Genomic DNA, 25,486 nt, shown 5'->3' with positions numbered 1-25,486 from the left:
ATAATCATATGTATGAGAACATTGGAGAAGCAAAAAGTATAGAGAAATACTTAAAATCTGTAGTAAGGAAAGATATCATATGCAGAAATGGATAAGCATTTTGGGAATCATCTTTATATTGACTGGATGTAAAATGTCTGAAGCTCCGACAAGTTTAATGGAAGCTCCTGCAAATGAAAAGTGGATTAATGAATTAAAAGAGCAAATAGATAAAGATTTGCCTGTTAATTATCGGTTGCTTACTCCAATGTCTAATAAAGATAAACAGATGATTTGGTCAATGGATTTTAAACAAGATAATAAGAAAGAAGCAATCATATTTTATAAATTACCGAATGAGGATGGGAGTATATATTTAGCTATTTATGCGAAAAGCAGCAATGGCTGGAAGATAAAGTCCACTCATGCATTTGATGGTGAGGATATAGATATCGTTGAAGTTGGTGATTTTACAGGGAACGGGAAGCGAGAATTATTAATTGGAATCGCTGTAAATCGTGAATCTTTAGAACATGTTATGTATGCTTTTTCAGAAGAAAATGATGATATGAAGGAGATTTATAATCGGCAATATACGAAGTTGTTTATAGAAGATTTAAATAAAAATGGTCTTAACGATATAAGTCTTGTTACGTATGTAAAAGATGAGCAGTTGAAAGTTGAGTTTATTGAACAGTTTAAGACAATATCAGAAGTTACATTCGATCCGTTTATAAACAGTATTCAAAGAATACAAATAGGGTATATTTCCAAAACGTTAAAGGCAGTTGTAATTGATGCAGGAATTGGTGCTCATTCAGGTATAACTTATGTAGCAAAATTTGATAAGGATCATTATGAGGTACTACCTTTAGATGGGAAAGAAGATTTATTTAATGAGTATGTTGTGGAAAGTAAAGATGTTAACAAGGATGGCATAATTGAATTTGTTCGTACTGTACGTCCAAAAGGTTGGGAAGATAAATCGCATGGTGATAGTCCACTTTTTGAACGTTACATACAGTGGAGTGAAGAGGGAATTAAACCGATAGAAGAAAGATATATCGATATAGAAAAAGGGTATTTTGTGAAAATTCCTGAAAAGCTAATAGGAAAGATTACTATCCCAGATGAGCAAAAAAAATCAAATACTCAAAAATTTTTGGATGTAAGTACGAATGAAATATGGCTTGAAGTCCATATTTTTAAGCGGAAAGAATGGTTCAAAATAAAAGGATATGAGGCAGCAGTTAAAACGGCTTCTCATGTATATGCAGTACCGAAGCAATCAAAATTTGAAGCAGTAAAGGCATATATAAAACCGCTAGCGGATTATCAACAAAAGTAGGGAGGTGGGAATTATGTCAACAATTTTAGTTTTAGAAGATGAAATACCAATCCGTAGCTTTATTGTCTTAAATTTGAAACGTGCTGGATTTTATGTATTAGAAGCTAGTACTGGCGAAGAAGCGTTACAGATTTTATGTGATCACACTGTTGATGTAGCGTTACTTGATGTAATGTTACCGGGGATTGATGGTTTTCAAGTTTGTAACGCTATCCGGGAAGAAAATAAAAAAATGGGCATTATTATGTTAACCGCACGTGTACAAGATGGAGATATAGTACAAGGACTAGGAATTGGTGCAGATGATTATATTACAAAACCGTTTAGTCCAGTAGAATTAACTGCACGTATACAATCTTTATTAAGAAGAATAGAAGTGCATGAAGAAAAAACGAATACAATTACGTCTGGTCCGTTTTCGTTAAATATTATAGAAGAAAGATTGTATAAAGGTGGACAATTAGTTGATTTAACCCCTACAGAGTATATGATATTACAGTATTTAATGAATCAGGCTTCAAAGCCAGTTTCGCGTGATGAAATTTTAAATATGATTTGGGGAACCAATTACGTAGGCGAGACGAAAGTAGTAGATGTAAATGTGAGACGATTACGCCAAAAGATAGAATATAATCCATCAGAACCCGAATTTATTCTTACTGTGTGGGGAAAAGGATATGTGTGGAAGGAAAGTATAACATGAGACGGAAAGTGACTTTATATTTTATGACAGTCATTACGTTAATGCTTGTTTTGTTTGAAATAGTATTTTCACTTTCCATTTATCGATATTATTATAATGGAATTGTGCAATATGTTGCATCACATGCGAAGACGAGTACACGATTTTTCTCTGAATACAATTCATTATATTTTATTCGTTTGCAAGAATATAGTGGTGACATAATTAGTAGTTTTCAATTAGAAGGAACGGAATTACAGTTAATTGATCGTCATGGTTCGGTTATACAATCTTCAAGTGGTGAAAAGGTAGAAGGTAAAGTGAATATCCCACAATCTTTATTGGAAGGTGAAATGTATAATCAAGTTACTACTACGAAAGATAATGAAAAACAACTAGAAGTGCTGAGCCCACTTATACATCAAGGACAAACTATCGGTGTTTTAAAATATACGACAGTATTAACACATGTGAATGCAAAGATTATTGAAATCATTATGTTTACTATTTCCGTAGGTATTGTTATTTCAGGTATTGTCTTCTTAATAAGCAGACGCTTGGCAAATTCATTTGTGAAGCCAATTGAATCTATCATTCAAGCTTCTTCACAAATCGCAGAAGGAACACTGAAAAATAAAATTAAAGAAGATTATCCTGGTGAATTAGGTGAATTAGCACATAGTTTAAACTATATGTCTGATAAAATAGAAAAAGCAGAACAGGTGAAAAATGAATTTATTGCTTCTATATCTCATGAAATACGGACACCTTTAACGGGAATTAAAGGTTGGAGTGAGACGTTAAAAACAGTCGATCATTTAACGGACGAAGAAATAAAGCAAGGTATGGGAATTATTTCAGGTGAAACAGACCGATTGATTCATTTAGTAGAAGAATTACTAGATTTTTCAAGATTACAATCAAATCATTTTAATTTATATAAACAAAAGGTGCAATTATACAATATACTAGAGGAGACGATTTGGCAATTAACTCCTAAAGCTGAAAAGAAGCAAATGCAATTCATCAATAATATAGAACGAATTGAATTGATGGGAGATCGAAATAGGCTAAAGCAAGTTTTCTTAAATATCGTTGAAAATGCAATTAAATATTCTCATGAAAATGGTACAGTATACATTGAAGCGACTAAAAATGAAGGACAAGCAGTAATAAAGGTGAAAGACGAAGGAATTGGAATTGCTAAAGAGCATTTACCATATATAGAACAGTCGTTTTACCAGATTAATAATCATGCTGCAGGTGCAGGTCTTGGTTTAGCTATCGTAAAAAAAATGGTGGAGCTTCATAGAGGTACGCTTAGTATCGTAAGTAAAGAAGGAATAGGAACAACAATTTTGATAAAACTCCCATTATAATACATATAAAGTCTGTTTATATAGTGAAATAAAATAAATAAATGTATAATTATATTGGGTGATTTGTATATAAGATTAATAGGGAGAGGGATTTGATAGAATGGAAAAAGCTTTTAATATTAAACGAGTAGTAGTCGTTTTAATAGCGATTGCAGCAGTAGCTATTGGGTATTTTATGTTTCAATCAATTACTTCACCAGCAAAGGCTGTTGCGAAACAAGAAAATGTAGTACAGCTTGCAAGTGAACAACCGAAAGTTGAAATGAATAAAACGGCACCGAGTCGTTTTAATGGGAAAGAAAGAAAAGTTGCTTATCTTACATTTGATGATGGGCCTGGAAAATATACGGCTGAATTATTAAATATGTTAAAACAGCATGATGCGAAGGCGACATTCTTTTTAATTGGAGCGAATGTAAAGGCGTTTCCGGATTTAGTGAAACGTGAAAATTCAGAGGGGCATTATGTGGGCATGCATAGTATGACACATAGTTTTGCAAAGTTATATAAAAATGGCGAGTATGTAAATGAGATGAAAGAAGATCAAAGTTTAATCGCTAATATTATTGGGAAATCACCTAAATTAACACGTCCACCATATGGTTCAATGCCTGGATTAAATGAAGGTCTTCGAAATAAAGTGGTTGAGGACGGTTTTAAAGTATGGGATTGGACAATTGATTCATTAGACTGGAAATATAATAAAATGCCAGTTGATGCAGCGGCAGCACAAATTGCTCAAAACGTATTAGCTGGTGCAACAAAACCACAGGAAGTAATATTAATGCATGACATTCACCCACAATCAGTCGCTGCTGTGCCAGCAATTTTAAAAGGGTTAACAGAAAAGGGTTATGAGTTTGAAGCTTATCATGAAGAGAGTCACTTCCCAGTGAACTTCTGGCATGATAACCGTATGTAATGGAGGAATGGACGTTGAAGTATGGAAAAGTAGCAGTAGTTGGAGCATTATCAGTAGGCTTATTAGCAGGTTGTTTCGGTGAAAAGCCAGAAGAAAATTTATATACCGCTTTTGAAACAGCAGCGACACAAGAAAAGACTTTAGTGGATGAAGCGAAAAAATTAGAGGATTTGGAAAAACAAGGTCAAGAACTATATTCTCAAATTTTACAAGAAGGTAAAGATCATAATGAAGCGGTTATGAAGAAGATAGAGCAAGCTACTGCAAATGTAGATGATCGTGAAAAAGCATTGAAAAATGAGAAAGAAATGCTAGAAAAAGCTCAGAAGGAAACGAAATCTGTTCAAAGTAACATAGAGAAGCTTGAAGATAAAAAGCTACAAAAGCAAGCGAAAGCAGTAGAAGAGTCGTATAAAAATCGTTATGATGCATTCCAAAAGATGAATGAAAATTATACGAAGGCGTTAGCGACTGAAAAAGAACTGTATGAAAAATTAAAGGTAAAAGAAACGAAATTAAAAGAGATTGGTGAAAAAGTTAAAGCTGTTAATGAATTAAATGTGGAAGCACAAAAGTCGAAAGAGCAATTTAACAATTATACAAAAGAGTATAATGACAACAAATTAGCATTTTACAAAGATGCACAGATTAAGATTAAAGAGCAAAAATAAAAAAAGATTTTAATCGAAATAAAAAGCCGGAAAAACATCGTCAAAAGTGTTTTTGCGGTTTTTTGTGTTAAATGAATAGAAAAGACTAGAATTGATATCATAAAAGAGTTATAGTGAATTATTCTAAAGGAAACATTGTAAAGTAAGGAGAATGAAGGATGTCATATGAATTTTTACTCAAATTAGGTTTAGCACTCTTTTTAGGATTATTCATCGGAATAGATAGGCAGCTAAAGAATAAACCACTTGGTGTGAAAACAAGTATGGTTATTTCTGTGGCAAGTTGTTTAATTACGATAGTTTCAATTGAATCAGTGCATGTATACTCTGTTCCAGGACATACAAACATGGATCCAATGCGTCTTGCTGCTCAAATTGTAAGTGGGATTGGTTTTCTAGGGGCAGGTGTTATTTTACGAAGAAGTAATGATGTTATTTCTGGATTAACGACAGCCTCTATGGTGTGGGCTGCTTCAGCTTTAGGTATTGCAATTGGAGCAGGATTTTATATACAAGCGACGGTTGCTATGATTTTAATTATTTTAGCGATTAACGTACTTCCTCATCTTGTGAAAATTGCAGGCCCGTATTCATTAAGACAAAAGGACTTATCTATAAAAATTACTGTAAAAGAGCATCAAGAGTTAGATGGTATATTTAAGCAGATTAAAAAATTAGGTATGCATGTGAAACGAGTGAAAATTAAAGACATTGATAGTGGAGCGTTTCAGCAATTGGAGATGGTTATTTTAGTTCCAGAAGATTTATATACAACGGAGTTATATAGTTCTCTAAAAGAGATTGATCGTGTTGTCTCAGTTGAAGTTGAAAGTAGATAATTGTAAAAAAAGAGTGAAGGAAATTCACTCTTTTTTATTTGGATTTTTAAGGGAATAACTTGATATAATGATGAATAAACAAGGGAGAGAAATGATGGAAATACATATTAGAAGAGCGATAAAAGAGGATATACCAGGTATAGCAAAGGTACATGTTTATAGCTGGAAAACAACGTATAAAGGGATATTGGCTGACGAAATTTTAGGAAGTATAACATATGAACAACGAGAAAAACAATGGAAAAACATTTTTCAAAAAGAAGGTGATCACCAATATAGATTTGTAGCAGAGACGTTAAATGGAGAAATAGTTGGATTCATCGATGGAGGTATAGAAAGAACTGGTGCATATAATTGTGATGGGGAATTATATGCGATATACCTTTTACAACAGTATCAAGGGATGAAAATAGGACAAAAGTTATTTCAAGCGTTACTATCGGAATGTATAAAACATGATATACAATCTCTTTTAGTTTGGGTCGTTACAAATAATCCTTCTAAAAAGTTTTATGAAAAATTTAATCCTGAAAAAATTGATACGAAATTTTTAGAGAGATTAGAAGTAGAAGAAACAGCGTATTGTTGGAGAAATATAAATAATATTGTTATGTAAACTCATTATTGAAAAGAGGTATACCAAAAAAGGTATACCTCTTTTGTTTCACTATTTTTAATGAATTAATAATGAAAAATAGTAAGTATGTAGTTTGAAAGTGAGAATTTTTCTTGTGTATTTTTAATTAGATTAAATAAAAGATAGAAAAAAGAAATATTTATTTAGATTAAAAAAATTCTGAAAGAACTATTGAATTGATAATGATAATCATTTAGAATCTTAATTGATAACGATATTCATTTATCGATTGTGATATGAAATTCCGATAGCGTTCATATAAAGAGGAGGCAAAGTATGCAGCGTGCGAAACAAATCGCGGAACATGCAACAATACAAAGTTTTTTAAATTGTTATTTAAGAGAAACAGGGAGTGGAGAATGGATTACAGAGGATAAAAGGATAGAGGATATTTTCTACCATTCATTTCAAAGAGATACTTGCTCTACTTATTTATGCTGTCGGCTATCGGCACAGAACGTTACTTTGTATGGAGAGGTTATATATAAATCTCCAACAGATCGTCATTTGTTTGGAGAACAGTTTTATTATCAAATGGGAGAAAGTAAAACGGTTATAAAAGCAGATTACGTTACAGTTATTACATTTTTAATAAAAGAAATGTCTATCAACTATGGAGAAGGGACGAATCCAGCTGAACTTATGCTTCGAGTCATTCGTAGTTGTCAAAATATTGAGGAATTTACGAAAGAGAGAACAGAAGATACATCTGTATTATATGGTTTCCATACAACTTTTATAGAAGCGGAGCAGTCATTATTATTTGGGCATTTAACTCATCCAACCCCAAAGAGTAGACAAGGTATTTTGGAATGGAAAAGCGCAATGTATTCTCCAGAATTAAAAGGAGAATGTCAGCTTCATTATTTTCGGGCAAATAAAAGTATAGTAAAAGAAAAATCATTATTATTAGATTCCACTACAACGATTATAAAAGAAGAATTAAATAATGATGAGATGGTGAGTAAGGAATTTAAATTGAAGTATTGTAAGGAAGATGAATATTCATTAATTCCGATTCATCCGCTTCAAGCAGAATGGCTATTACACCAACCTTACGTACAAGATTGGATAGATCAAGAATTGCTTGAGTATGTTGGTCCTGTAGGTAAGTATTATATGGCAACATCATCACTTAGGACACTATATCATCCCCGTTCAAAATATATGCTTAAGTTTTCATTTCCAGTGAAAGTAACAAATTCAATGCGAATTAATAAGTTGAAGGAACTAGAGAGTGGCCTCGAAGGGAAGGAAATGTTAAATACGGCAATTGGTGAAGTACGAGAAAGGTTTCCAGGCTTTGATTTTATTTGTGACCCAGCCTTTATTACATTAAATTATGGAACACAAGAATCTGGATTTGAAGTGATTATACGAGAGAATCCTTTTTATAGTGAACAAGCAAATGATGTTACTTTAATAGCTGGACTAGTTCAAGATGCTATACCTGGAGAACGTACGCGCTTATCAAACATTATTCATCGACTAGCAGATTTGGAAAGTAGAAGCTGTGAAGAAGTAAGTTTAGAGTGGTTTAGACGATATATAAATATTTCTTTAAAACCGATGGTATGGATGTATTTACAGTATGGTGTTGCATTAGAAGCTCATCAGCAAAATAGTGTTGTTCAGCTGAAGGATGGTTATCCAGTAAAATATTATTTCCGTGATAATCAAGGGTTTTATTTCTGCAATTCAATGAAAGAGATGCTTAATAATGAGTTGGCTGGTATGGGAGAACGTACTGGGAATTTATATGACGATTATATTGTAGATGAAAGATTTCGTTACTATTTAATTTTTAATCATATGTTTGGACTCATTAATGGCTTTGGTACAGCAGGGTTAATTAAGGAGGAAATTCTTCTCTCTGAATTAAGATCTGTACTTGAATCATTCCTTCCATATAACCGTGAACCTTCTACATTTTTAAAAGAATTGTTGGAAGAGGATAAATTGGCATGTAAAGCGAATTTGCTAACGAGATTTTTCGATGTCGATGAATTAACGAATCCGTTAGAACAAGCAATTTATGTACAAGTAGATAATCCACTTGTAAGAGAAGTGGCAGTTCGTTCATAAGTAACGATAAAATTTCACGTAATACAAATAATGGAATTTGGTGTTTCGTCATAAAGTGGAGGGATTTATGAGCATGGACATGTATCACACGAAAATATTGAGGGCACTCGAATCAGAAGATTACATTTCAGTGCGAAGAAGAGTGTTACGTCAATTAGTAGAATCGTTAATTTATGAGGGGATTATAACGCCAGTTCGTGTAGAGAAGGAAGAAAAAATTCTGTTTATTATACAAGGACTTGATGAAGAAAACAAAAGTGTTTCGTACCAATGCTATGGAAGAGAACGAGTGACATTCGGACGCATTTCTTTAGACTCATTAATAGTAAGAGTCCAAGATGAACAACAAGAAATACAATCTGTGTCGCAATTTTTGGAAGAAGTTTTTCGAGTTGTTAACGTGGAACGAACTAAATTAGATTCTTTTATTTACGAATTAGAACAAACGATATTTAAAGACACGATTGCACAATATGAGAGAAATAATAAGGAAGAATACACTCGAAAATCTTACGATGAGTTTGAAAGTCATTTAATAGATGGCCATCCCTATCATCCTAGCTATAAAGCACGTATTGGCTTTCAATATCGTGATAATTTTCAATTCGGATATGAGTTTATGCAACCAATGAAACTCATATGGATTGCAGCTCATAAAAAATACACAAGTGTAGGTTATGAGAATGAAGTAATTTATGACAAAATTTTAATAGAGGAGATTGGCGAGCGTAAATTAGAAGAGTTTATGGAACGAATTCACAGTGCGGGATGTAATCCAAAACAGTACGTGTTTATACCTGTTCATCCTTGGCAGTGGGAGAATTTCATCATTCCGAATTATGCTGATCATATACAGGATAAATGTATTATTTATTTAGGAAAATCAGAAGATGATTATTGTGCACAACAATCTATGAGGACATTAAGAAATGTTACGAATCTAAAGAAACCATATGTGAAGTTATCGCTGAATATACTTAACACTTCAACACTCCGTACGTTGAAACCATATTCTGTTGTGAGTGCACCAGCTATATCGAATTGGTTAAATGATGTCGTAAGTCATGATCCATATTTAAGAGATGAATCGCGCATGATTTTGTTAAATGAGTTCTCGAGTGTAACGTATGATACGCATAAGAAATCTGTATATGGTTCATTAGGATGTATTTGGCGTGAAAGTGTTCATAAGTATTTAGATACAAAAGAGGATGCAGTTCCTTTTAACGGCTTATATGCAAAAGGGAAAGATGGGACACCAATTATTGATGCGTGGTTAACAAAATATGGAATAGAAAATTGGCTGCAATTACTCATTCAAAAAGCGATAATACCGGTTTTACATCTTGTTGTAGAGCATGGGATTGCACTAGAATCACACGGTCAAAATATGATTTTAGTTCATAAAGAAGGGGTCCCTGTCCGTATTGCATTAAAGGACTTTCATGAAGGAATTGAATTTTATCGTCCATTCTTAAAAGAAATTGAAAAATGTCCTGATTTTACTAAAATGCATAAAACGTATGTGAATGGAAAAATGAATGATTTCTTTGAAATGGATCGCATCGAATGTTTGCAAGAGATGGTATTAGATGCACTTTTCTTATTTAATTTAGGAGAATTAGCTTTCGTACTTGCAGATGAATATGAATGGAACGAAGACCGTTTTTGGATGATGGTTGTCGAAGAAATTGAAAACCATCTAAGAAAATATCCACATTTAAAAGATAGATTTGAAAACATTCAATTATACACTCCTACATTCTATGCCGAGCAATTAACGAAGCGTCGATTATATTTGGATGTGGAATCACTTGTTCATGAAGTTCCAAATCCATTGTATAGAGCAAAGCAACTTACAATACAAAAATCAGTTGTTACAGGGGGAAATTATGCTAATCGTTAATAAACAGGAGTATAGCAAAAGTGATTTTGAATCGAGAGTACAAGTTTACGAGGAAATGGAACAATTTCAAGAAGCAAAGGGACATAGATTTGCACTTTGTCTGAAAGATCCATTTGATATTATTACACTTGTACGTTTCTTAAAAGAAAAGCAATCGTCTGTACTGCTTATACATGAAGATACGCCAAAAGATACGGCTATTGAAATGGCAAGACGTGCAAATTGTATGGGGCTTTTATATGGGGAATGTAGCGACTTCACAAAATTAGAAGTAGTGAAAACATTATTAGAAGAGCCCTCTTTATTACAATATAGCTCAGGAACCACGGGAGAACCGAAACTGATTCGTAGAGCATGGACGGAAGTTGATACAGAAATTACTGTTTATAATGAAGCTTTAAATTGTGAAGTAGATGAAGTGCCAATCGTTATGGCTCCTGTTTCACATTCATACGGATTAATATGTGGTACGTTATCTGCAATTACGAGAGGTAGCAAGCCTATAATCATTACGAATAAAAACCCTAAATTCGCATTAAATATAGTTCGCAATACAGAAAAACATATCATATATGCAGTACCACTTATGCTACATATTATGGGAAGTTTTCCACTAGGAACATTTCAGTTTCATAAAATTATGACATCCGGATCACCTTTGCCAGAAGCGTTATTTTATAAACTAAAAGAAATGACAACGTATATGATGCAGCAATACGGTTGTTCTGAAGCTGGTTGTATTAGTATATGTCATGATATGAACAGTCATTTAGATTTAGGAAACCCATTACCTCATGCGAGTATAAGCATAGGTTCAAATGAAAATGCGCCTGAAGAAATCATAGTGAAAATGAACGAGAAGGAAATTTTCACGAAAGATTTAGGGTATAAATCTGAGCGCGGCCTTCATTTTATGGGACGCATGGATGATGTAATTAATGTTTCTGGATTAAAAGTCTTTCCTATAGAGGTAGAAGAAACGATGCTTCGATTAGAAGGCGTTCAAGAGGCAATTGTATATCGCGGGAAACATCCTGTGATGGGCGAAATTGTTAAAGCGAAAGTAATCTCTCATATTAATCCAATGCAAATAAGAGAATGGTGTATTCAGCACTTACCGTCTTATAAAGTTCCGCATGAAATTGAAAGTGTAACTGAAATTCCGAAAAATAAAACTGGAAAAGTAAGTAGAAAGTTACTAGAGATGGGAGAGGTTACAGTATGAGACGTGAAACGTTAAAGAATGCAGTGTTGAAAATTATGGCAGGGAAAATGGAACTGAAAAATGTAACGCATTTAGAAGAAACGATGCGATTAAATCAAGATTTATATATAGATTCGGTAATGATGTTACAGCTCATCGTATATATAGAAATGGATTTGAAGTTATGTGTCCCAGAGGATGAGGTAGATCCTAAGGTGTTTCTTACTGTAGGATCTTTGCTTGATTTCATGGAGGAGTTACAGCCGTTACAAGAAGTAAATGTGAATAACTAACATTTAGGAAAGTGGATGAGAGTATGACTTCAATTAAAGTTCACTGTTTAGTGAGTTGTTTTTGTGAAATTATTAAAAGGCGTAGCGATATAGATTTTCGTCCATTTTATTTTGGATTATGGGATGGAGATTTTGATATAACAGAAAGCGGAATTATTTCGTATCACTCTGAAAATATTAACCATGATAATTACTTACTTTGGTTTGAAAAATTGTATGGTATTAAAGTGAACGAATGGTATGATCATGCAAAAGATAAAGATAGCAATGTAGAAACATTTTTAGAATTAGTAGAAAATAAACCGGAAAATCGTTACGTAATTGTAATGGTTGATATGTCTCTATTACCAGAGAGGGAAAATAAATTTCATCAAAAACCGTTTCCACATTATTTAATGATATCGAAGACAGAGAAAGAAGAAGAATGGTTCATGTTAGATCCTGATTTTCGTTGGGAAGGGAATATGGAAAGAGAAAAAGTGCTTCATTCTGTTCAAGACAACCCATTTGGTGGAGGGTATTACATTGATATTGAAGGAGTTCAGGAACCAACAAAAGAGATGGTAGCTAGTTATTTCGCAGAAACATTCAAAAAACATGATAATGAACTGACTATGGAATTGAAAAATTTAATTATAAAAATGGCAAACGAGGAAGATGGGTATTCAGTTTCTAGGCTTGTAGCGGCAGTAAAACAAATACCAGTACTCGCAATTCGTAAATATAGTTATGAACATGCCTTTGCGTATTTCCGCGAAACGTTACAATATTCAGAGCAAGAGTTTGATTATTGGTGTGATCGGGTGGAAGATATTGTACAAGGATTTACAAATGTACAGTATCGTGCATTTAAAATGGCGATGACGAACAATAAAGATATGTTATTATCAATTGTTAAAAAGTTAGATGAAATGAATACAATGGAACTGCAAATTAAGGATGAATTAGAGAGACAGTTTCTGTCATGGAAAGATATGCAGACAAATCAGTCTGTCATAACTCTTTAAAAAGTTAACTGAATTTAAGATAAGGGAGTTTAAACCTATGAAATATTCGCTATGTACCATTTCATTTCGCCATCAATTAATTTCATTTACTGATATTGTTCAATTTGCATACGAAAACGGTTTTGAAGGGATTGAATTGTGGGGGACTCATGCACAAAATTTGTATATGCAAGAGCGTGAAACGACAGAACGAGAATTGGCTTTTTTAAAGGATAAAAATTTAGAAATTACGATGATTAGTGATTACTTAGACATATCCTTATCAGCAAATTTTGAAAAAACGATAGAGAAGTGTGAACAACTGATAACGCTAGCGAATTGGTTCCATACAAACAAAATACGTACGTTTGCTGGACAAAAAGGGAGTGAAGACCTCTCGGAGCAAGAGAGGAAAGAGTATGTGAAGCGAATTCGCAAGATTTGTGATTTATTTACGCAGCACAATATGTATGTACTTTTAGAAACACATCCAAATACGTTAACGGATACGTTGCCTTCTACTATCGGATTATTAGAAGAGGTAAATCATCCGAATTTGAAAATAAACCTTGATTTTCTTCATATATGGGAGTCTGGTGCAGATCCAATAGACAGTTTCCACCGATTAAGGCCGTGGATACAACATTATCATTTTAAGAATATATCGTCAGCAGATTATTTACATGTGTTTGAACCTAATAATGTATATGCAGCAGCAGGAAGCCGGATTGGTATGGTCCCATTATTTGAAGGTGTCGTAAATTATGATGAGATTATTCAGGAAGTGAGAGATACTGACCATTTCGCTTCACTCGAATGGTTTGGACATAACGCGAAAGAGATATTAAGAGAAGAAATGAAAGTATTAACAAATAGAAATTTGGTAGTAGTAACTTCTTAAAATGAAATGATGTAAGAGTCTCGTTTAGAGACTCTTTTTTTATGATGAAAAATAACCAAAAATTACCATGTATTTAATTTCAAATTTAACACAATTTATATATAAATAAGGAGGTGATCGGTAATGGCTAGAAATCGTAACGCTAATCAATTGGCATCACATGGAGCACAAGCAGCTCTAGATCAAATGAAATATGAAATTGCACAAGAGTTCGGTGTACAACTTGGAGCTGATACTTCTTCACGTGCAAACGGTTCTGTAGGCGGTGAAATCACAAAACGTCTTGTAGCGATGGCAGAACAACAGCTTGGTGGCGGATATACTCGCTAAATGTAGAAGGTTATAGGAGAAAGGAAGGATCCTTCCTTTCTTTTTTATTTTCAATTAATTGGTATGGATATATAACGAACTGGATTCAAAGAATAGAAATAACGCTATATTTTAACCTATTTCTTTTGTTGTGAATGGGAAGGTAGTGACGATGTAATAGCCCTGGTGGAATGAACATTACGTTCCAGCAGGGCTATTATATGGTAAGAAATATATGATGAAAGGTTCAGAAATCAACATGTTAAAAAAAGAAAACTGTTGTTTGATTGCGCTTGCATCAGTTCCACTTGTTATGACATTAGGGAATTCAATGCTCATTCCAATCCTGCCGACTATTGAAAAGAAATTACATATTTCATCGTTTCAAGTATCCATGATTATAACAATTTATTCTATCGTTGCAATTTTGCTCATTCCGATTGCTGGTTATTTATCAGATAGATGGGGACGAAAGATGGTAATGGTTCCAAGTTTACTGATTGCAGCTATCGGAGGAGCGGTAACTGGTTGGGTGTCATGGAAAGTTGATAATCCCTACACTTGGATACTTATAGGTAGAGCAATTCAAGGTATTGGGGCTGCTGGTGCTATGCCAGTTGTCATACCATGTGTAGGTGATTTATACAAGGATGAAAAACAGGTTAGTGCAGGCTTAGGAATCATTGAGACGTCAAATACATTTGGAAAAGTATTGAGTCCCATATTGGGATCAGCTCTAGCTGCCATTGTATGGTTCTTACCATTTTGGGCAATTCCAGTTTTATGTGTAATATCGATTGTTTTATTATTGGTATTAGTAAAGGCGAAGAAACAAGAAGGAGAATTACCACCACTAAAAGAATTTATTCAATCTATTATCTCTACGTTTCGAGAAAAGGGAAGATGGTTAATTGCCATTTTTGTACTAGGTGCAATTATTATGCTTATTTTATTCGGAATTCTCTTTTATTTGTCTACTATACTGGAGTCAAAGTATGACATTCATGGTATTTGGAAAGGATGTGTACTTGCTATTCCTTTGCTTGTACTATCACTTAGTTCATATATGGCTGGTAAAAAGATTGGAGATAATCAAAATGTTATGAAGAAGTGTATTTATATTGGTTTTTTACTTGCAGCTGCATCAGTCGTAATACCTTTATTTATAAAAGGAATCTATTTACTACTTCTTTGTCTCGTTATTATGGGAATAGGAATTGGGATGGCACTCCCGTGTTTAGATGCCCTAATTACACAAGGGATTGAAAAGGAGCAGAGGGGAACAGTTACGTCATTTTATAGTTCAATGCGATTTATTGGTGTAGCAGCTGGACCACCCCTATATTCTTTTTTTATGAAAGGGACGGATCATGAAGTGTTTTATTTAACGAGTGTTTTCGCTGTTATTGGTGCTGTTATAGCAATGATTTGGATTAAACCAGCAAAGGATACAAAGATGGTAAAACAGAACACGGAACCGACTTCATAATTACAAAGAGAACTGCATGATGTGTAATTAGCATGCGGTTCTCTGTATTTATTTAAAAAATAACTTGTTTTAACATATAAAGCGCGACTCCCCAAATGATGAGTCCTGAAAATTTATTTAATAATGCGATTGTTTTTCCAGTCGAGTCTAGCCTTTTTAAAAATTTCCCAGCTAAAGCTAAGCTAATAAACCAAATCCAAGAAACGATAATAGTGGCAGCTGTAAAAGCCCATTTTTCACTTCCTATGTATTGAATCGAATTTGTTCCAATTACACCGATCGTATCTAAAATTGCATGTGGATTTAATAACGAGACCGATGCAGCGAAAAGTATTTGTTTTTTTAACGGCATACTTTTTTCTTGTTTTACATCATTGGAAGGGTTACTTCTCCAAATAACCCAGCCCATATATATGAGAAAGAAAAATCCAATCATATATAACGCGTTAGTTAGCCAAGAAAAAGTAAGGAGTACAAGGGAGACACCCTGCACTGCAATTAATATTAGTAACGTATCACATATAGAGGCAGTTAATACTACGGGGGCTGCCCTCCAAACATTTGGCTGACTCGCACCTTGGTTAAAAACGAAAACATTTTGGACACCTAATGGAATGATAAGACCGAATGCAAGGATGACACCATGAATAATCGCTTCACTCATCATATTACCTCCTACTTAAATTTATTATGATAGTGTATATTGTATAGAAGAAATGAAAATTTGTATCCATCCATATGGTTGGGGAGGTTACCAACCAAAAAGAATGTAAGGTGATATGATGGAAAGATTAGTTTGGAAACCAAGTATGTCTCTACCGACTCCTTTGTATAAACAAATAGAAATGTATATTAAAGAAAGAATTGTTAATGGAGAATGGACCGTTGGAACAAAATTACCTTCACAAAGGGATTTGGCTCATACATTTGGTGTGAATCGAAGCACAATTGTAATGGCTTTCGATGAATTAGTGGCAAAAGGATATATTGAAGGAAATGGCCGGAAGGGAACGTTTGTTGTAAATAATAATGAGAATACTTCAACATACGCCCCGCCTCCTAATTGGCAGTCTTATGTAGAAACAGGACTTCATTATCCGAACCTTCCTGCTATTCAAGAGATTAATCAAGCTGAATTTTATCCAAATGTGATTCGTTTAGGAACAGGAGAGCTCGCGCCAAGTCTTTTACCTGAAAAAAAGATGAAAGTAATAATGAATAAGCTTTTAAAATCAAACGTGACACTGGGGTATGAAGAGCCGAAAGGAAATCTTTATTTAAGGAAGAAAATTGTGGACTATTTAAAAGGGCATGGTGTATATGTATCTCCTGACTCTATTTTAATTGTTTCAGGGGCAATTCAAGCACTGCAACTTATTTCTATGGGGCTGCTTCCGAAAGGGGCATCAATCTTATTAGAAAAACCATCATATTTATATTCGCTTAATGTTTTTCAATCAGCAGGAATGCGTTTAATCGGAATGCCAATGGATGAGAGTGGGCTAAATGCATCATATATTGCGAAATATAAGAAGCAATTTAATGCATCTATTTTATATACAATTCCGTCTTTTCATAATCCGACGAACTTTACTATGAATGAGAAGAAACGAAAAGAAGTGATGGAAATATGTAATGAAATTGGATTGCCTATTATAGAAGACGCAGTGTATCAAGACTTATGGATCGATGCACCCATTTCAAAGCCTTTAAAAGCATATGATAAAAACGGGATCGTACTACATATCGGAAGTATGTCTAAAGTAATTAGTCCAGGTTTAAGAATTGGATGGATTGTTGGATCTGAACCAGTGATTCAAAGATTGGCAGATATAAAAATGCAAACAGATTATGGCTCGAGTTCTATATCTCAGCAAATTGCGGCAGAGTGGTTTACAAATGGATTGTATGAGGAACATTTACAGTTTGTAAGAAGTGAGCTTAAAAAACGTAGGGACTTTATGGTAAGTATGTTAAAGAAGTATTGTAGTGGCATTGCAACTTGGCATGAGCCAGCAGGAAGCTTTTACATTTGGCTACATATAAATCTACCAATTTCGAATCGTAGTTTATTTGACAAAGCTTTGCAAGAAAAGATTTTATTAAATCCGGGTACTTTGTATGATAGAAGTGCAAACCAATTTTTGCGCCTTTCTTATTCATATGCAACTGTAGAAGAAATTGAAGTTGGAATAAAAAAAGTCGCGCAATTAATTAAAGGGTAAAAGGAGAAAACCATGAAACAATATGTGATTTGCCAAATGATTGATGGGGATAAATATTTAGCTGCTTATGCGGAGACAAAGCAGGAAGCGATTGAAAAGGCAGAATTGCTAGGGTTAAGAACTGGAAATCGTTACATAGTAATTACCGCAGAAGAAGCAGAAGGGTTAACTTATCCTTAAATAATGGGAAAGTACATACGAAGTAAATAAGCCTAATAATATACTAGATTATTAGGCTTATTTACTATTAAAGTGTGATAGGGAAAATAATATAATTATGAGTCAAGTTGACGGAAATACCGATTTTTTTTGCGATCCTGATTTCCGTCTCTATATTCATCAATATATTGTCTGAAGTTCCAAGATTCTAAAAACTTATTAGCAGCATTATAACCGGAATTGTAAAGCCATTCTTTTTCTTCTTTTGTTAACTCAAAATTTGTACTTGTAATAGCTCCTGTTGGAATTGTGATTGTTCTTGCTTTTGATTCCTTATCTAAATGACGTAAATCATGAGCTTGCATCATTGTTTTAAATAGACCTTTGAACATGGAAATAGGTTCTTTATAATGTGCAGGATCAGCTTGAATTTCATCTTTTACAAAATGAAATCCGAAAGTTGGCCAGCGGGGAGAGGTAGGTGAGTCGAAAATCCAAATTGGATAATTGCTTAAAATGCCTCCATCTACCATATAACAAGGTTGCTTCCATTTTGGAGTTCTCCATTTTACTGGTTCAAAGAAGTAAGGGATTGTACTACTCATTCTTACAGCTTTAGCGATAGAGAAGCGATAATTTAAAAATCCGTAGCTTGGTAAGTCATCTGGAAAGACAACCATTTTACCGTTGCTTATATCCGAAGCGATAATTTTAAGTTTGTTTAGATCAGGTAAATCTGTAAATAAATGAACTCCTTTTTTTCGAAGTAATTCTTCGAGCCATTCTTCTAAAAATACATTAGAATAAATACCTAGAGTAGACCAAGCGCTTAGTCCTTTTCCAATAAACGGAATTCTGTCAATGAAAGTTTTTTTCGTAAATTTGTTATAATCAATATCAGTTATAATGGTTTTTAACTCTGAACAAGAATAGCCTGCAGCTACAAGCGCTGCGATAATTGCACCAGCTGATGTCCCTGCTACGCGCTCCCATTCATAACCTTTTTCAGCTAACGCGCAAATTGCCCCTACATGTGCAATTCCGCGTACACCGCCTCCTTCAAAAACACCATCAATCTTCATTAAACATACTTCCTTTCGAATGAAAAAATTGAAAATGGCAAAAAAGCACGTATTATACGTGCTTTTTTACAATAGTTTTTAAATTTACTAGCAGCCTACAAAGCCGCCCCAACAGCTAGCTCCGATGATGATTAGAAGGATAAATAAAACGATTAATAAAGCGAAACCTCCATAACCACATCCACCACAACTACCGCCGTAACCGTAACCGCCGTAACCGCCGCAACTATATCCGTAACCCATGTGGAATTCCTCCTTAAATTAAAAATGAAAATGAACGAGGGGAAAATGTACTGGAAGAAATAATGAACTATCGTGTTTGTAGGAACAATGTATACTATGCTTTTTTAAACTTGTTCGCGTATGAAGGATGAGCCCGTTTTTTGAAGACTTGTTGGTTTTACGATGAATGGAGTATAATCTTTGTGCTATGATACAAATAAGTATAGAAATGTAAGGAGAATTTATGGAAAAGAAAATTGAAGTATTAATTGATAAATATGGACTGACACATTTAAAAGAGGAACTTATTAATACTGTATTTCCTTGTATAAAAGTTGTGCCGAATCAGCAGGAAACAATAGCAATAGGTAGTTCGAAAATGGGGGGAGTTCCTGATTTACCGGATTCATTTGAATATCCAATGTATAAAGGAAATCCGTTACATTTTATCGCGCAATTTAATTTAAGTGATTTGCAAAACGTTGGTATGGATCACAATCTTCCTAAGACAGGAATGTTATATTTCTTTAGTATTGAAAATTACTTTGAAGAAGATGTGAATCCACTTCAAGCTGGGCGTGTACTTTATTATGATATACCTGTAGAGCAATTACGAAGAGCTGATGAAATACAAGCGAAATATATCCAATGCGCAATTACTTTTGAACTGACTTATAAATTACCAGAGCTTTTCATTGAAGATGAGGCAGATTCAGATCGTTTCTTGCAATTACTTGAAGAGCTAATTCCAGACAACTACGATAATCACCAAATGTTTGGGGAGCCATTCTCTGTACAAGAAGAAGTATTACATGAAACAGGAGACTATATGGGGATAGACCCACAACAAATGACACTGTTATTCCAAATTGATTCAGATCATAAAAATTGTAATATGGTTTGGGGAGAGTTAGGCATGCTATATTTCTGTATTGGAAATGAAGACTTAAAAAATCGACATTTTGAAAATACATGCTGTGTATTACAAACTTGCTAATGAGAAAGGTTGTTCTTTTAAAAAGAACAACCTTTTTCGTGTGAATTAATTAATATGCATAATCTCATATGACCTATTTTAAAAAGTATTGTATACTCTGAAACTATACGATGCTTTTTCGTATAGTTATAGAATGTAAGGAGTGACAAGATGGGAAAGACAAGTAAGTATGTGGCAGCTGCCGCACTTTGTTCAACAATTGTAATGGGTGGCTTACACGCGTCGTCTGTATCTTATGCGGTAACTACATCGACTGCAGTGACTACACAATCAGATGCTAAGCAGTTAGAAGGTTTTCGCAAAGAATTAAAAAAACATATTGATAATCGAGATGAAAATATTACAATCGTATATAAAACAAAAGATAGAAATGCTAGAGATGTTATGGACCAATTATACAAAGAATATAATAAAATTGTAGATGCTGATGAGTATGTGAAATATAATGTAGAGTCTACTAAATATTCTATAAAAGGGAGGCCTGGGAATTATACATTTACATTACAAGTGAAATATCGTGAATCAAAAGAACAAACACAGTATGTAAAGTCTCAGGCGAAATCAATTGTAAATTCTATCATTAAACAAGGCATGGATGAACATGAAAAAGTGAAAGCTATTCATGATTATGTTGTGAAACATGTATCCTATGATACTTCTTATCAAGCATATACAGCGTATGAAGCGTTAGCGAATCGTTCTGCCGTTTGCCAAGGATATACATTGTTAACATATCAATTACTAAAAGAAGCAGGTATTCAAAATCATATTGTAACAGGTACAGGGAATGGACAAGCTCACGCATGGAATTTAGTGAACATTGATAACAAGTGGTACCACCTTGATACTACATTTGATGATCCAGTTCCTGATAAAGCTGGGCGCGTAACATATTCATACTTTAATATGTCTGACGAGCAGTTAAGTAAAGATCATGAATGGGATCGTAGTAAATATCCAGCGGCAACTACAAGTTACTTTGGTGAATTAACAAACAAAATAAAAGCTGGTAATTCCAAAACTGTTGTATATGAACAAATGCTAAAAGAAACGAATTTAAAGTATTTGTCTGCACAATATGGTGCGGAAAATTATAATGAATTTAAGAAAAAATTACAGCAACAATTCTCTTCCAAGCCAGAAAAAGTAGAAGTGCGATATAAGCAGTCAATGGACGGAACGATGCAAGATATAAAGAAAGTATTAAATGAAATCACTTGGCCAAAAGGTGCAAAGCGTGTATCTTATCAAGTTGCGCCATATAGTGCAATGACAGGTTATTCATTAGCGACAATTACATTTACGTATTAATTAATGGAAAAAGAGCATCTGTAAAAGATGCTCTTTTTATGTTTGTTCATTTTTCGAGAATATTCATAAAAATGTGATAAAATAAGAGGGAGGGGATGTGAAAGCTGAATGAACTTGTTCGAAAGTAATATATTTACATTGATATATACTTGTCTAGTAATCGGACTTATAGTTTTGTTCTTCATATCATTTACTTTGTTTATAAAAAGATTATTGCAAAACAGCGCTGCAAAAAAACAGCATGTTTTCAATATGAATCAGAAGCTAGATCGAATTATTGAATTGCTTGAAAAAGATAAGAAATAACAATAGAAGAAGTATGAAAAGGGGAAGAGGATGGCCAATTATATAAAAGAATTACGTGAAAAAGTAGGGCATGATTGTGTTTTCTTAAATTTTGCGGGTGGTTGTGTGTTGAATGAACATGGAGAAGTATTACTGCAAAAAAGAGGTGATTTTAACGCTTGGGGATTTCCTGGCGGTGCAATGGAAATCGGAGAATCTGCCGCAGAAACTGCGATTCGAGAAATACAAGAAGAAACAGGTTATGATGTAGAAATAAATGAGCTTATCGGGGTGTATACAAAATATTTTCAAACATATCCAAATGGAGACAGAGCCCAGTCAATTGTGATATTCTTTTCATGCTCAATTGCCGGAGGAGAGAAAAAAGTAGACGGTGATGAAACGTTAGATTTGAAGTTTTTCCCGTTAGACGAAATGCCCCCATTGTTCAATAAACAACATGAAGATTGTTTGCAAGATTTACTAGAGAAAAGAGTAGGAGTATATCGCTAACACATAAAAAAGAAGCTAAATGAGTTTAGCTTCTTTTTTATGTTCTATTTCCACCAATCATCAAACATTGACGCTGGTACTTGTCTTTTATGTTCACTCACTGTGTATCGTTTCTCGATTTTTTCAGCAACGTCAGCTGGAACTGTTTTACCTTCTAAATAGTCATCTAATTGATCATATGTAATACCTAACTCTGTTTCGTCAGCTTGACCTGGTTTTTTATCTAATAAATCAGCTGTTGGCATTTTTAAGTAAAGTCGCTCGTCTGCACCTAATTCTTGTAATAGAGCACGTCCTTGGCGCTTCGTTAATCCTGTTAATGGTAATAGGTCTGCACCACCATCTCCGAATTTTGTAAAGAATCCTGTTACAGCTTCTGCAGCGTGATCCGTTCCGATAACAAGTAGACCGTTTTGTCCACCAATTGCATATTGTGTAACCATACGGATACGTGCTTTCACGTTACCCTTATTGAAATCAGTTAATGATTCACCTAATAAGTTTTCATATTGATTTGAAAAGGCATCAACTGTTGAAGCAATATCAAATGCAGTTGATTGATCAGCTTGAATAAATTGTAATGCTAATTGTGCATCATCTTCATCTTTTTGCACTTTGTAAGGAAGGCGAACAGCGATAAATGTTGCGTTACCACCTTCGTTACGAATTTCTTCAACTGCAAGCTGAGCTAAACGTCCCGCTAATGTAGAGTCTTGTCCGCCACTAATTCCAAGTACAAATCCTTTCGCACCTGTTTTTTTTACATAATCTTTTAAGAAATCAACGCGTTTACGAATTTCTACTTTCGCATCAATTACAGGCTGAACATGTAATGCTTTCATAATCTGTTCTTGTAATGTCATTATGTTTTCCTCCTATTCATATTAAAGCTGTAAAAAAATTTTATGTATATATTGGTACATACTTCTATCCTTTATTATTTCGCAAAACTAACGAATATACAATAGGATGCGTGTATGAATATGAATGTAGTCATTATAATGAAACTGCTTCGTTTAAGCAATTTTTTAAACCTTTCAATAATGTAAGGTTTTTGTCATTTGAATCGATGGAAGGTATTTCCGTACTTTACTACTATAAAAGCATAGTTAGTAGAAGGGCGGAGAAGTAATATGAACATTAGAGAACTAGCATATCGGAATGTAACGCGAAATAGACGGACATACTCAGCCTATTTTTTGAGTAGCGCATTTGCTATTATGGCCTTTTTTGTGTATTCATTTTTTGCGTTCCATCCAGCATTAAGTGCGGGAGAATTAGGACAGTACGTATTCGTAAGTATGTCTTTTGCACAGTCTATTATTTACTTATTTACATTCTTCTTTATTTTATATTCAATGGGAATGTTTTTAAAAACGAGAAAGCGTGAACTAGGAATTTTAATGATGCTAGGTATGACGAAATATCAATTAAAGCGTCTTATCTTCTTTGAAAATATTATGATTGGAATAGGAGCAATTATTTTCGGGATTCTTTCAGGTATGTTATTTTCAGGGATATTAATATTTGTAGCTCCGATGATATTGAAATTAGACATCTCCTTATCCTATTACATACCGATGAAAGCAATTGTTGTAACAAGCATTATGTTTTTCATATTATTTATGATCATTTCATTGTTTAGTGCAGGAATGGTTCGTAACAATAAAATTATGAAATTGTTTAGAGGATCAGCAGAGGCGAAACCAGAACCGAAGGCATCTATTATTTCTTCTATATTAGCAATAGTATTGCTTAGTGCTGGATATGCGGGAGCACTTCTGTCACATGGTGCAATGGTATTTGTAATGATGATTCCTGTTACAACGGTAGTCATTATTGGTACGCATTTGCTGTACAAGCAGTTAAGTGTCTTTATTATACGGTTATGTAAAAAAAGTAAACGTTTCTATTGGACACAGACTAATATTATTACGTTATCAGATTTAGCGTACCGTATGAGAGATAACGCAAGAATGTTCTTTATTGTAACGATTATTTCAACTGTAGCATTTTCAGCAATAGGTACATTGGTTGGCTTCGCATCAATGACGAAAGGAATTATGGAGAAGCCAATTGCGTTTCATTACCACTCTAAGCAAGGAAATAGTAACGAATCACAGCATATACAAACGATTGACGAAGGATTAAAGAAATATAATATAGCAGCTTCAAAAATAAATATTTCATCGAAGAAAACGGAGGAGCAGTCTTTAAGAAGCGCCATTTTTATAAAAGAATCGGATTATAAGGAATATGCAAAATTAACAGGAGAACCATTTAATACTGTATCAAATAAAGAGGCTTTATTTTTGTCAGTCGAAATACCAGGACCACCGATGAAAGAAAGAAAAGAAATTACTTTACCAAATATGAATGAATCTTTACAAGTGAAAAAAGTTAATACTTCTTCATTAAGTAAAATATTAAGAGGTAATGTTTATGTAATATCTAAAAATCAATATGATTCATTACAAGATGGATTTAAAGAAGAAAAAGATTATATGTATAAAACGAAAGGAACGAAAGATGAAATTGAGGTTGGTAAGGAGCTTACGCATCAGATTAAGCCCTATGAAGAACATTCGACTTTTAGTGCAGAAGAGTATGATCAAAATCAAAGCTTACAAATTGCAGGCCCTATTTTATTCGTAGGTTTCTTTATCGGAATTGTATTTTTCGTTTGTGCGGGAAGTTTTCTTTACTTCCGTTTATTCTCCGATTTAGAGGACGATACTCGCTTGTTCGCAATGATTCGAAAAGTGGGATTAACAAGTGGGGAATTATCGAAGGTAGTCACAATCCGTCTAGCACTTTTATTCTTCGTACCAATCGGCGTTGCAACATTACATGGAGCAGTAGCGTTAACTGCGTTAGGACATATGTTTGAGTACTCACTGTTTAAAGAAAATACGATTGTATTAAGTGTTTTCATAGGAATCCAAATTGTATACTTCTTAATGATACGATCTCGTTACTTAAAACAATTGAAAGAGAGATTACGTATTCGTTAAATGTGTTTTTTTAACTTTGGTACAAAAATTTCTAAAAAGAGGCAAGCA

Annotated in this window: 26 protein-coding genes; 22 read left to right on the top strand and 4 right to left on the bottom strand. The window is 33.8% G+C overall.

The features are described 5' to 3' along the window. Nucleotides 1-79 precede the first annotated feature (79 nt). The 15 genes from MR065_RS15500 (at nucleotide 80) to MR065_RS15430 (ending at nucleotide 15,630) form a co-directional block, all read left to right on the top strand. Nucleotides 80-1,327: a hypothetical protein gene (locus MR065_RS15500; RefSeq protein ID WP_242214272.1), complete on the top strand. Its 1,248-nt coding sequence runs from the start codon at nucleotides 80-82 to the stop codon at nucleotides 1,325-1,327. A 13-nt stretch (nucleotides 1,328-1,340) separates the two neighbouring features. Continuing rightward, the gene (locus MR065_RS15495) at nucleotides 1,341-2,030 is read left to right on the top strand and encodes a response regulator transcription factor (protein WP_242214271.1); all 690 of its coding nucleotides are present in this window, start codon (nucleotides 1,341-1,343) and stop codon (nucleotides 2,028-2,030) included. Beyond that, nucleotides 2,027-3,388 carry a sensor histidine kinase gene (locus MR065_RS15490; RefSeq protein ID WP_242214270.1) on the top strand — a complete coding sequence of 454 codons (1,362 nt, stop codon included), beginning with the start codon at nucleotides 2,027-2,029 and terminating at the stop codon, nucleotides 3,386-3,388. The genes MR065_RS15495 and MR065_RS15490 overlap by 4 nt, the downstream gene beginning before the upstream one ends. Nucleotides 3,389-3,488: 100 nt before the next feature. Further along, nucleotides 3,489-4,310, top strand: coding sequence for a peptidoglycan-N-acetylglucosamine deacetylase (locus tag MR065_RS15485; protein ID WP_242214269.1), 822 nt, complete (start codon nucleotides 3,489-3,491; stop codon nucleotides 4,308-4,310). A 14-nt stretch (nucleotides 4,311-4,324) separates the two neighbouring features. Beyond that, nucleotides 4,325-4,981, top strand: a complete 657-nt coding sequence (locus MR065_RS15480) for a YkyA family protein (protein ID WP_242214268.1) — start codon at nucleotides 4,325-4,327, stop codon at nucleotides 4,979-4,981. 158 nt (nucleotides 4,982-5,139) lie between these two features. After that, nucleotides 5,140-5,820 (top strand): MgtC/SapB family protein, encoded by a 681-nt coding sequence (locus MR065_RS15475; RefSeq protein ID WP_242214267.1) that lies wholly within the window; start codon nucleotides 5,140-5,142, stop codon nucleotides 5,818-5,820. A gap of 67 nt (nucleotides 5,821-5,887) precedes the next feature. Continuing rightward, complete coding sequence (locus MR065_RS15470) at nucleotides 5,888-6,436, top strand: GNAT family N-acetyltransferase (RefSeq protein WP_242214266.1); 549 nt, start codon at nucleotides 5,888-5,890, stop codon at nucleotides 6,434-6,436. A 297-nt stretch (nucleotides 6,437-6,733) separates the two neighbouring features. Next, nucleotides 6,734-8,542 (top strand): IucA/IucC family protein, encoded by a 1,809-nt coding sequence (locus tag MR065_RS15465; RefSeq protein ID WP_242214265.1) that lies wholly within the window; start codon nucleotides 6,734-6,736, stop codon nucleotides 8,540-8,542. 67 nt (nucleotides 8,543-8,609) lie between these two features. Further along, on the top strand, nucleotides 8,610-10,448 hold the full coding sequence (locus MR065_RS15460) for an IucA/IucC family protein (protein ID WP_242214264.1): 1,839 nt from the start codon (nucleotides 8,610-8,612) through the stop codon (nucleotides 10,446-10,448). Continuing rightward, nucleotides 10,435-11,673 (top strand): AMP-binding protein, encoded by a 1,239-nt coding sequence (locus tag MR065_RS15455; protein WP_242214263.1) that lies wholly within the window; start codon nucleotides 10,435-10,437, stop codon nucleotides 11,671-11,673. Before MR065_RS15460 ends, MR065_RS15455 begins: the two co-directional genes overlap by 14 nt. Then, on the top strand, nucleotides 11,670-11,945 hold the full coding sequence (asbD, locus tag MR065_RS15450) for a petrobactin biosynthesis protein AsbD (RefSeq protein ID WP_242214262.1): 276 nt from the start codon (nucleotides 11,670-11,672) through the stop codon (nucleotides 11,943-11,945). The genes MR065_RS15455 and asbD overlap by 4 nt, the downstream gene beginning before the upstream one ends. Nucleotides 11,946-11,968: 23 nt before the next feature. Next, nucleotides 11,969-12,952 carry a DUF6005 family protein gene (locus tag MR065_RS15445; RefSeq protein WP_242214261.1) on the top strand — a complete coding sequence of 328 codons (984 nt, stop codon included), beginning with the start codon at nucleotides 11,969-11,971 and terminating at the stop codon, nucleotides 12,950-12,952. Between the two features lie 37 nt (nucleotides 12,953-12,989). Next, nucleotides 12,990-13,832, top strand: coding sequence for a sugar phosphate isomerase/epimerase family protein (locus MR065_RS15440; RefSeq protein WP_242214260.1), 843 nt, complete (start codon nucleotides 12,990-12,992; stop codon nucleotides 13,830-13,832). Nucleotides 13,833-13,955: 123 nt separating this feature from the next. Then, a complete protein-coding gene (locus MR065_RS15435) occupies nucleotides 13,956-14,162 on the top strand; it encodes an alpha/beta-type small acid-soluble spore protein (protein ID WP_000113539.1) in 207 nt (68 codons plus the stop codon). A gap of 238 nt (nucleotides 14,163-14,400) precedes the next feature. After that, nucleotides 14,401-15,630, top strand: a complete 1,230-nt coding sequence (locus tag MR065_RS15430) for a bacillibactin exporter BcbE (protein ID WP_242214315.1) — start codon at nucleotides 14,401-14,403, stop codon at nucleotides 15,628-15,630. A 52-nt stretch (nucleotides 15,631-15,682) separates the two neighbouring features. Here MR065_RS15430 and MR065_RS15425 read toward each other — a convergent pair whose 3' ends face one another. Then, entirely contained in the window at nucleotides 15,683-16,294 is a 612-nt protein-coding gene (locus tag MR065_RS15425; RefSeq protein ID WP_242214259.1) for a LysE/ArgO family amino acid transporter, read from the bottom strand. 118 nt (nucleotides 16,295-16,412) lie between these two features. On the opposite strand from MR065_RS15425, the gene MR065_RS15420 reads away from it, so the two are divergent. Next, nucleotides 16,413-17,855: an aminotransferase-like domain-containing protein gene (locus MR065_RS15420; protein WP_242214258.1), complete on the top strand. Its 1,443-nt coding sequence runs from the start codon at nucleotides 16,413-16,415 to the stop codon at nucleotides 17,853-17,855. 12 nt (nucleotides 17,856-17,867) lie between these two features. Next, nucleotides 17,868-18,035 carry a DUF3933 family protein gene (locus MR065_RS15415; protein ID WP_242214257.1) on the top strand — a complete coding sequence of 56 codons (168 nt, stop codon included), beginning with the start codon at nucleotides 17,868-17,870 and terminating at the stop codon, nucleotides 18,033-18,035. A 95-nt stretch (nucleotides 18,036-18,130) separates the two neighbouring features. On the opposite strand, the gene MR065_RS15410 is transcribed toward MR065_RS15415, so the two are convergent. Together MR065_RS15410 and MR065_RS15405 are read right to left on the bottom strand one after the other, a co-directional pair. After that, entirely contained in the window at nucleotides 18,131-19,096 is a 966-nt protein-coding gene (locus tag MR065_RS15410) for a patatin-like phospholipase family protein (protein WP_242214256.1), read from the bottom strand. Nucleotides 19,097-19,183: 87 nt separating this feature from the next. Next, complete coding sequence (locus MR065_RS15405) at nucleotides 19,184-19,339, bottom strand: YjcZ family sporulation protein (RefSeq protein ID WP_000540424.1); 156 nt, start codon at nucleotides 19,337-19,339, stop codon at nucleotides 19,184-19,186. Nucleotides 19,340-19,562: 223 nt separating this feature from the next. On the opposite strand from MR065_RS15405, the gene MR065_RS15400 reads away from it, so the two are divergent. The 4 genes from MR065_RS15400 to MR065_RS15385 all read left to right on the top strand — a co-directional run bounded on the left by MR065_RS15400 (nucleotide 19,563) and on the right by MR065_RS15385 (nucleotide 22,424). Further along, nucleotides 19,563-20,315 carry a YwqG family protein gene (locus tag MR065_RS15400; RefSeq protein ID WP_242214255.1) on the top strand — a complete coding sequence of 251 codons (753 nt, stop codon included), beginning with the start codon at nucleotides 19,563-19,565 and terminating at the stop codon, nucleotides 20,313-20,315. Between the two features lie 150 nt (nucleotides 20,316-20,465). Beyond that, on the top strand, nucleotides 20,466-21,626 hold the full coding sequence (locus MR065_RS15395) for a transglutaminase domain-containing protein (RefSeq protein ID WP_242214254.1): 1,161 nt from the start codon (nucleotides 20,466-20,468) through the stop codon (nucleotides 21,624-21,626). 108 nt (nucleotides 21,627-21,734) lie between these two features. Further along, nucleotides 21,735-21,932 (top strand): DUF4083 domain-containing protein, encoded by a 198-nt coding sequence (locus tag MR065_RS15390; RefSeq protein ID WP_242214253.1) that lies wholly within the window; start codon nucleotides 21,735-21,737, stop codon nucleotides 21,930-21,932. Nucleotides 21,933-21,962: 30 nt separating this feature from the next. Beyond that, the gene (locus MR065_RS15385) at nucleotides 21,963-22,424 is read left to right on the top strand and encodes an NUDIX hydrolase (RefSeq protein ID WP_242214252.1); all 462 of its coding nucleotides are present in this window, start codon (nucleotides 21,963-21,965) and stop codon (nucleotides 22,422-22,424) included. 44 nt (nucleotides 22,425-22,468) lie between these two features. Here the strand turns inward: MR065_RS15385 and nadE are convergent, their stop codons facing one another. Next, nucleotides 22,469-23,287 (bottom strand): ammonia-dependent NAD(+) synthetase, encoded by an 819-nt coding sequence (gene nadE / locus MR065_RS15380; protein ID WP_242214251.1) that lies wholly within the window; start codon nucleotides 23,285-23,287, stop codon nucleotides 22,469-22,471. Nucleotides 23,288-23,557: 270 nt separating this feature from the next. Between nadE and MR065_RS15375 the strand changes: the two genes are divergently transcribed. After that, nucleotides 23,558-25,438, top strand: coding sequence for an FtsX-like permease family protein (locus tag MR065_RS15375; protein WP_242214250.1), 1,881 nt, complete (start codon nucleotides 23,558-23,560; stop codon nucleotides 25,436-25,438). Nucleotides 25,439-25,486 lie beyond the last annotated feature (48 nt).

Origin of the sequence: Bacillus cereus group sp. BfR-BA-01383, from assembly GCF_022663495.1 — a bacterium.
GTDB lineage: Bacteria > Bacillota > Bacilli > Bacillales > Bacillaceae_G > Bacillus_A > Bacillus_A cereus_AU.
This window is presented reverse-complemented; position numbering and strand designations above follow the sequence as displayed.

Excerpts from the sequence above, each read along its gene's own strand:
- MR065_RS15420 (WP_242214258.1), top strand. The coding sequence starts at position 16,413 with ATGGAAAGATTAGTTTGGAAACCAAGTATGTCTCTACCGACTCCTTTG.
- MR065_RS15410 (WP_242214256.1), bottom strand. The coding sequence starts at position 19,096 with ATGAAGATTGATGGTGTTTTTGAAGGAGGCGGTGTACGCGGAATTGCA.
- nadE (WP_242214251.1), bottom strand. The coding sequence starts at position 23,287 with ATGACATTACAAGAACAGATTATGAAAGCATTACATGTTCAGCCTGTA.
- MR065_RS15390 (WP_242214253.1), top strand. The coding sequence starts at position 21,735 with ATGAACTTGTTCGAAAGTAATATATTTACATTGATATATACTTGTCTA.
- MR065_RS15430 (WP_242214315.1), top strand. The coding sequence starts at position 14,401 with ATGTTAAAAAAAGAAAACTGTTGTTTGATTGCGCTTGCATCAGTTCCA.
- MR065_RS15445 (WP_242214261.1), top strand. The coding sequence starts at position 11,969 with ATGACTTCAATTAAAGTTCACTGTTTAGTGAGTTGTTTTTGTGAAATT.
- MR065_RS15460 (WP_242214264.1), top strand. The coding sequence starts at position 8,610 with ATGAGCATGGACATGTATCACACGAAAATATTGAGGGCACTCGAATCA.
- MR065_RS15440 (WP_242214260.1), top strand. The coding sequence starts at position 12,990 with ATGAAATATTCGCTATGTACCATTTCATTTCGCCATCAATTAATTTCA.
- MR065_RS15495 (WP_242214271.1), top strand. The coding sequence starts at position 1,341 with ATGTCAACAATTTTAGTTTTAGAAGATGAAATACCAATCCGTAGCTTT.
- MR065_RS15465 (WP_242214265.1), top strand. The coding sequence starts at position 6,734 with ATGCAGCGTGCGAAACAAATCGCGGAACATGCAACAATACAAAGTTTT.
- MR065_RS15385 (WP_242214252.1), top strand. The coding sequence starts at position 21,963 with ATGGCCAATTATATAAAAGAATTACGTGAAAAAGTAGGGCATGATTGT.
- MR065_RS15415 (WP_242214257.1), top strand. The coding sequence starts at position 17,868 with ATGAAACAATATGTGATTTGCCAAATGATTGATGGGGATAAATATTTA.
- MR065_RS15470 (WP_242214266.1), top strand. The coding sequence starts at position 5,888 with ATGATGAATAAACAAGGGAGAGAAATGATGGAAATACATATTAGAAGA.
- MR065_RS15405 (WP_000540424.1), bottom strand. The coding sequence starts at position 19,339 with ATGGGTTACGGATATAGTTGCGGCGGTTACGGCGGTTACGGTTACGGC.
- asbD (WP_242214262.1), top strand. The coding sequence starts at position 11,670 with ATGAGACGTGAAACGTTAAAGAATGCAGTGTTGAAAATTATGGCAGGG.
- MR065_RS15455 (WP_242214263.1), top strand. The coding sequence starts at position 10,435 with ATGCTAATCGTTAATAAACAGGAGTATAGCAAAAGTGATTTTGAATCG.
- MR065_RS15425 (WP_242214259.1), bottom strand. The coding sequence starts at position 16,294 with ATGAGTGAAGCGATTATTCATGGTGTCATCCTTGCATTCGGTCTTATC.
- MR065_RS15375 (WP_242214250.1), top strand. The coding sequence starts at position 23,558 with ATGAACATTAGAGAACTAGCATATCGGAATGTAACGCGAAATAGACGG.
- MR065_RS15485 (WP_242214269.1), top strand. The coding sequence starts at position 3,489 with ATGGAAAAAGCTTTTAATATTAAACGAGTAGTAGTCGTTTTAATAGCG.
- MR065_RS15490 (WP_242214270.1), top strand. The coding sequence starts at position 2,027 with ATGAGACGGAAAGTGACTTTATATTTTATGACAGTCATTACGTTAATG.
- MR065_RS15500 (WP_242214272.1), top strand. The coding sequence starts at position 80 with ATGCAGAAATGGATAAGCATTTTGGGAATCATCTTTATATTGACTGGA.
- MR065_RS15475 (WP_242214267.1), top strand. The coding sequence starts at position 5,140 with ATGTCATATGAATTTTTACTCAAATTAGGTTTAGCACTCTTTTTAGGA.
- MR065_RS15400 (WP_242214255.1), top strand. The coding sequence starts at position 19,563 with ATGGAAAAGAAAATTGAAGTATTAATTGATAAATATGGACTGACACAT.
- MR065_RS15435 (WP_000113539.1), top strand. The coding sequence starts at position 13,956 with ATGGCTAGAAATCGTAACGCTAATCAATTGGCATCACATGGAGCACAA.
- MR065_RS15395 (WP_242214254.1), top strand. The coding sequence starts at position 20,466 with ATGGGAAAGACAAGTAAGTATGTGGCAGCTGCCGCACTTTGTTCAACA.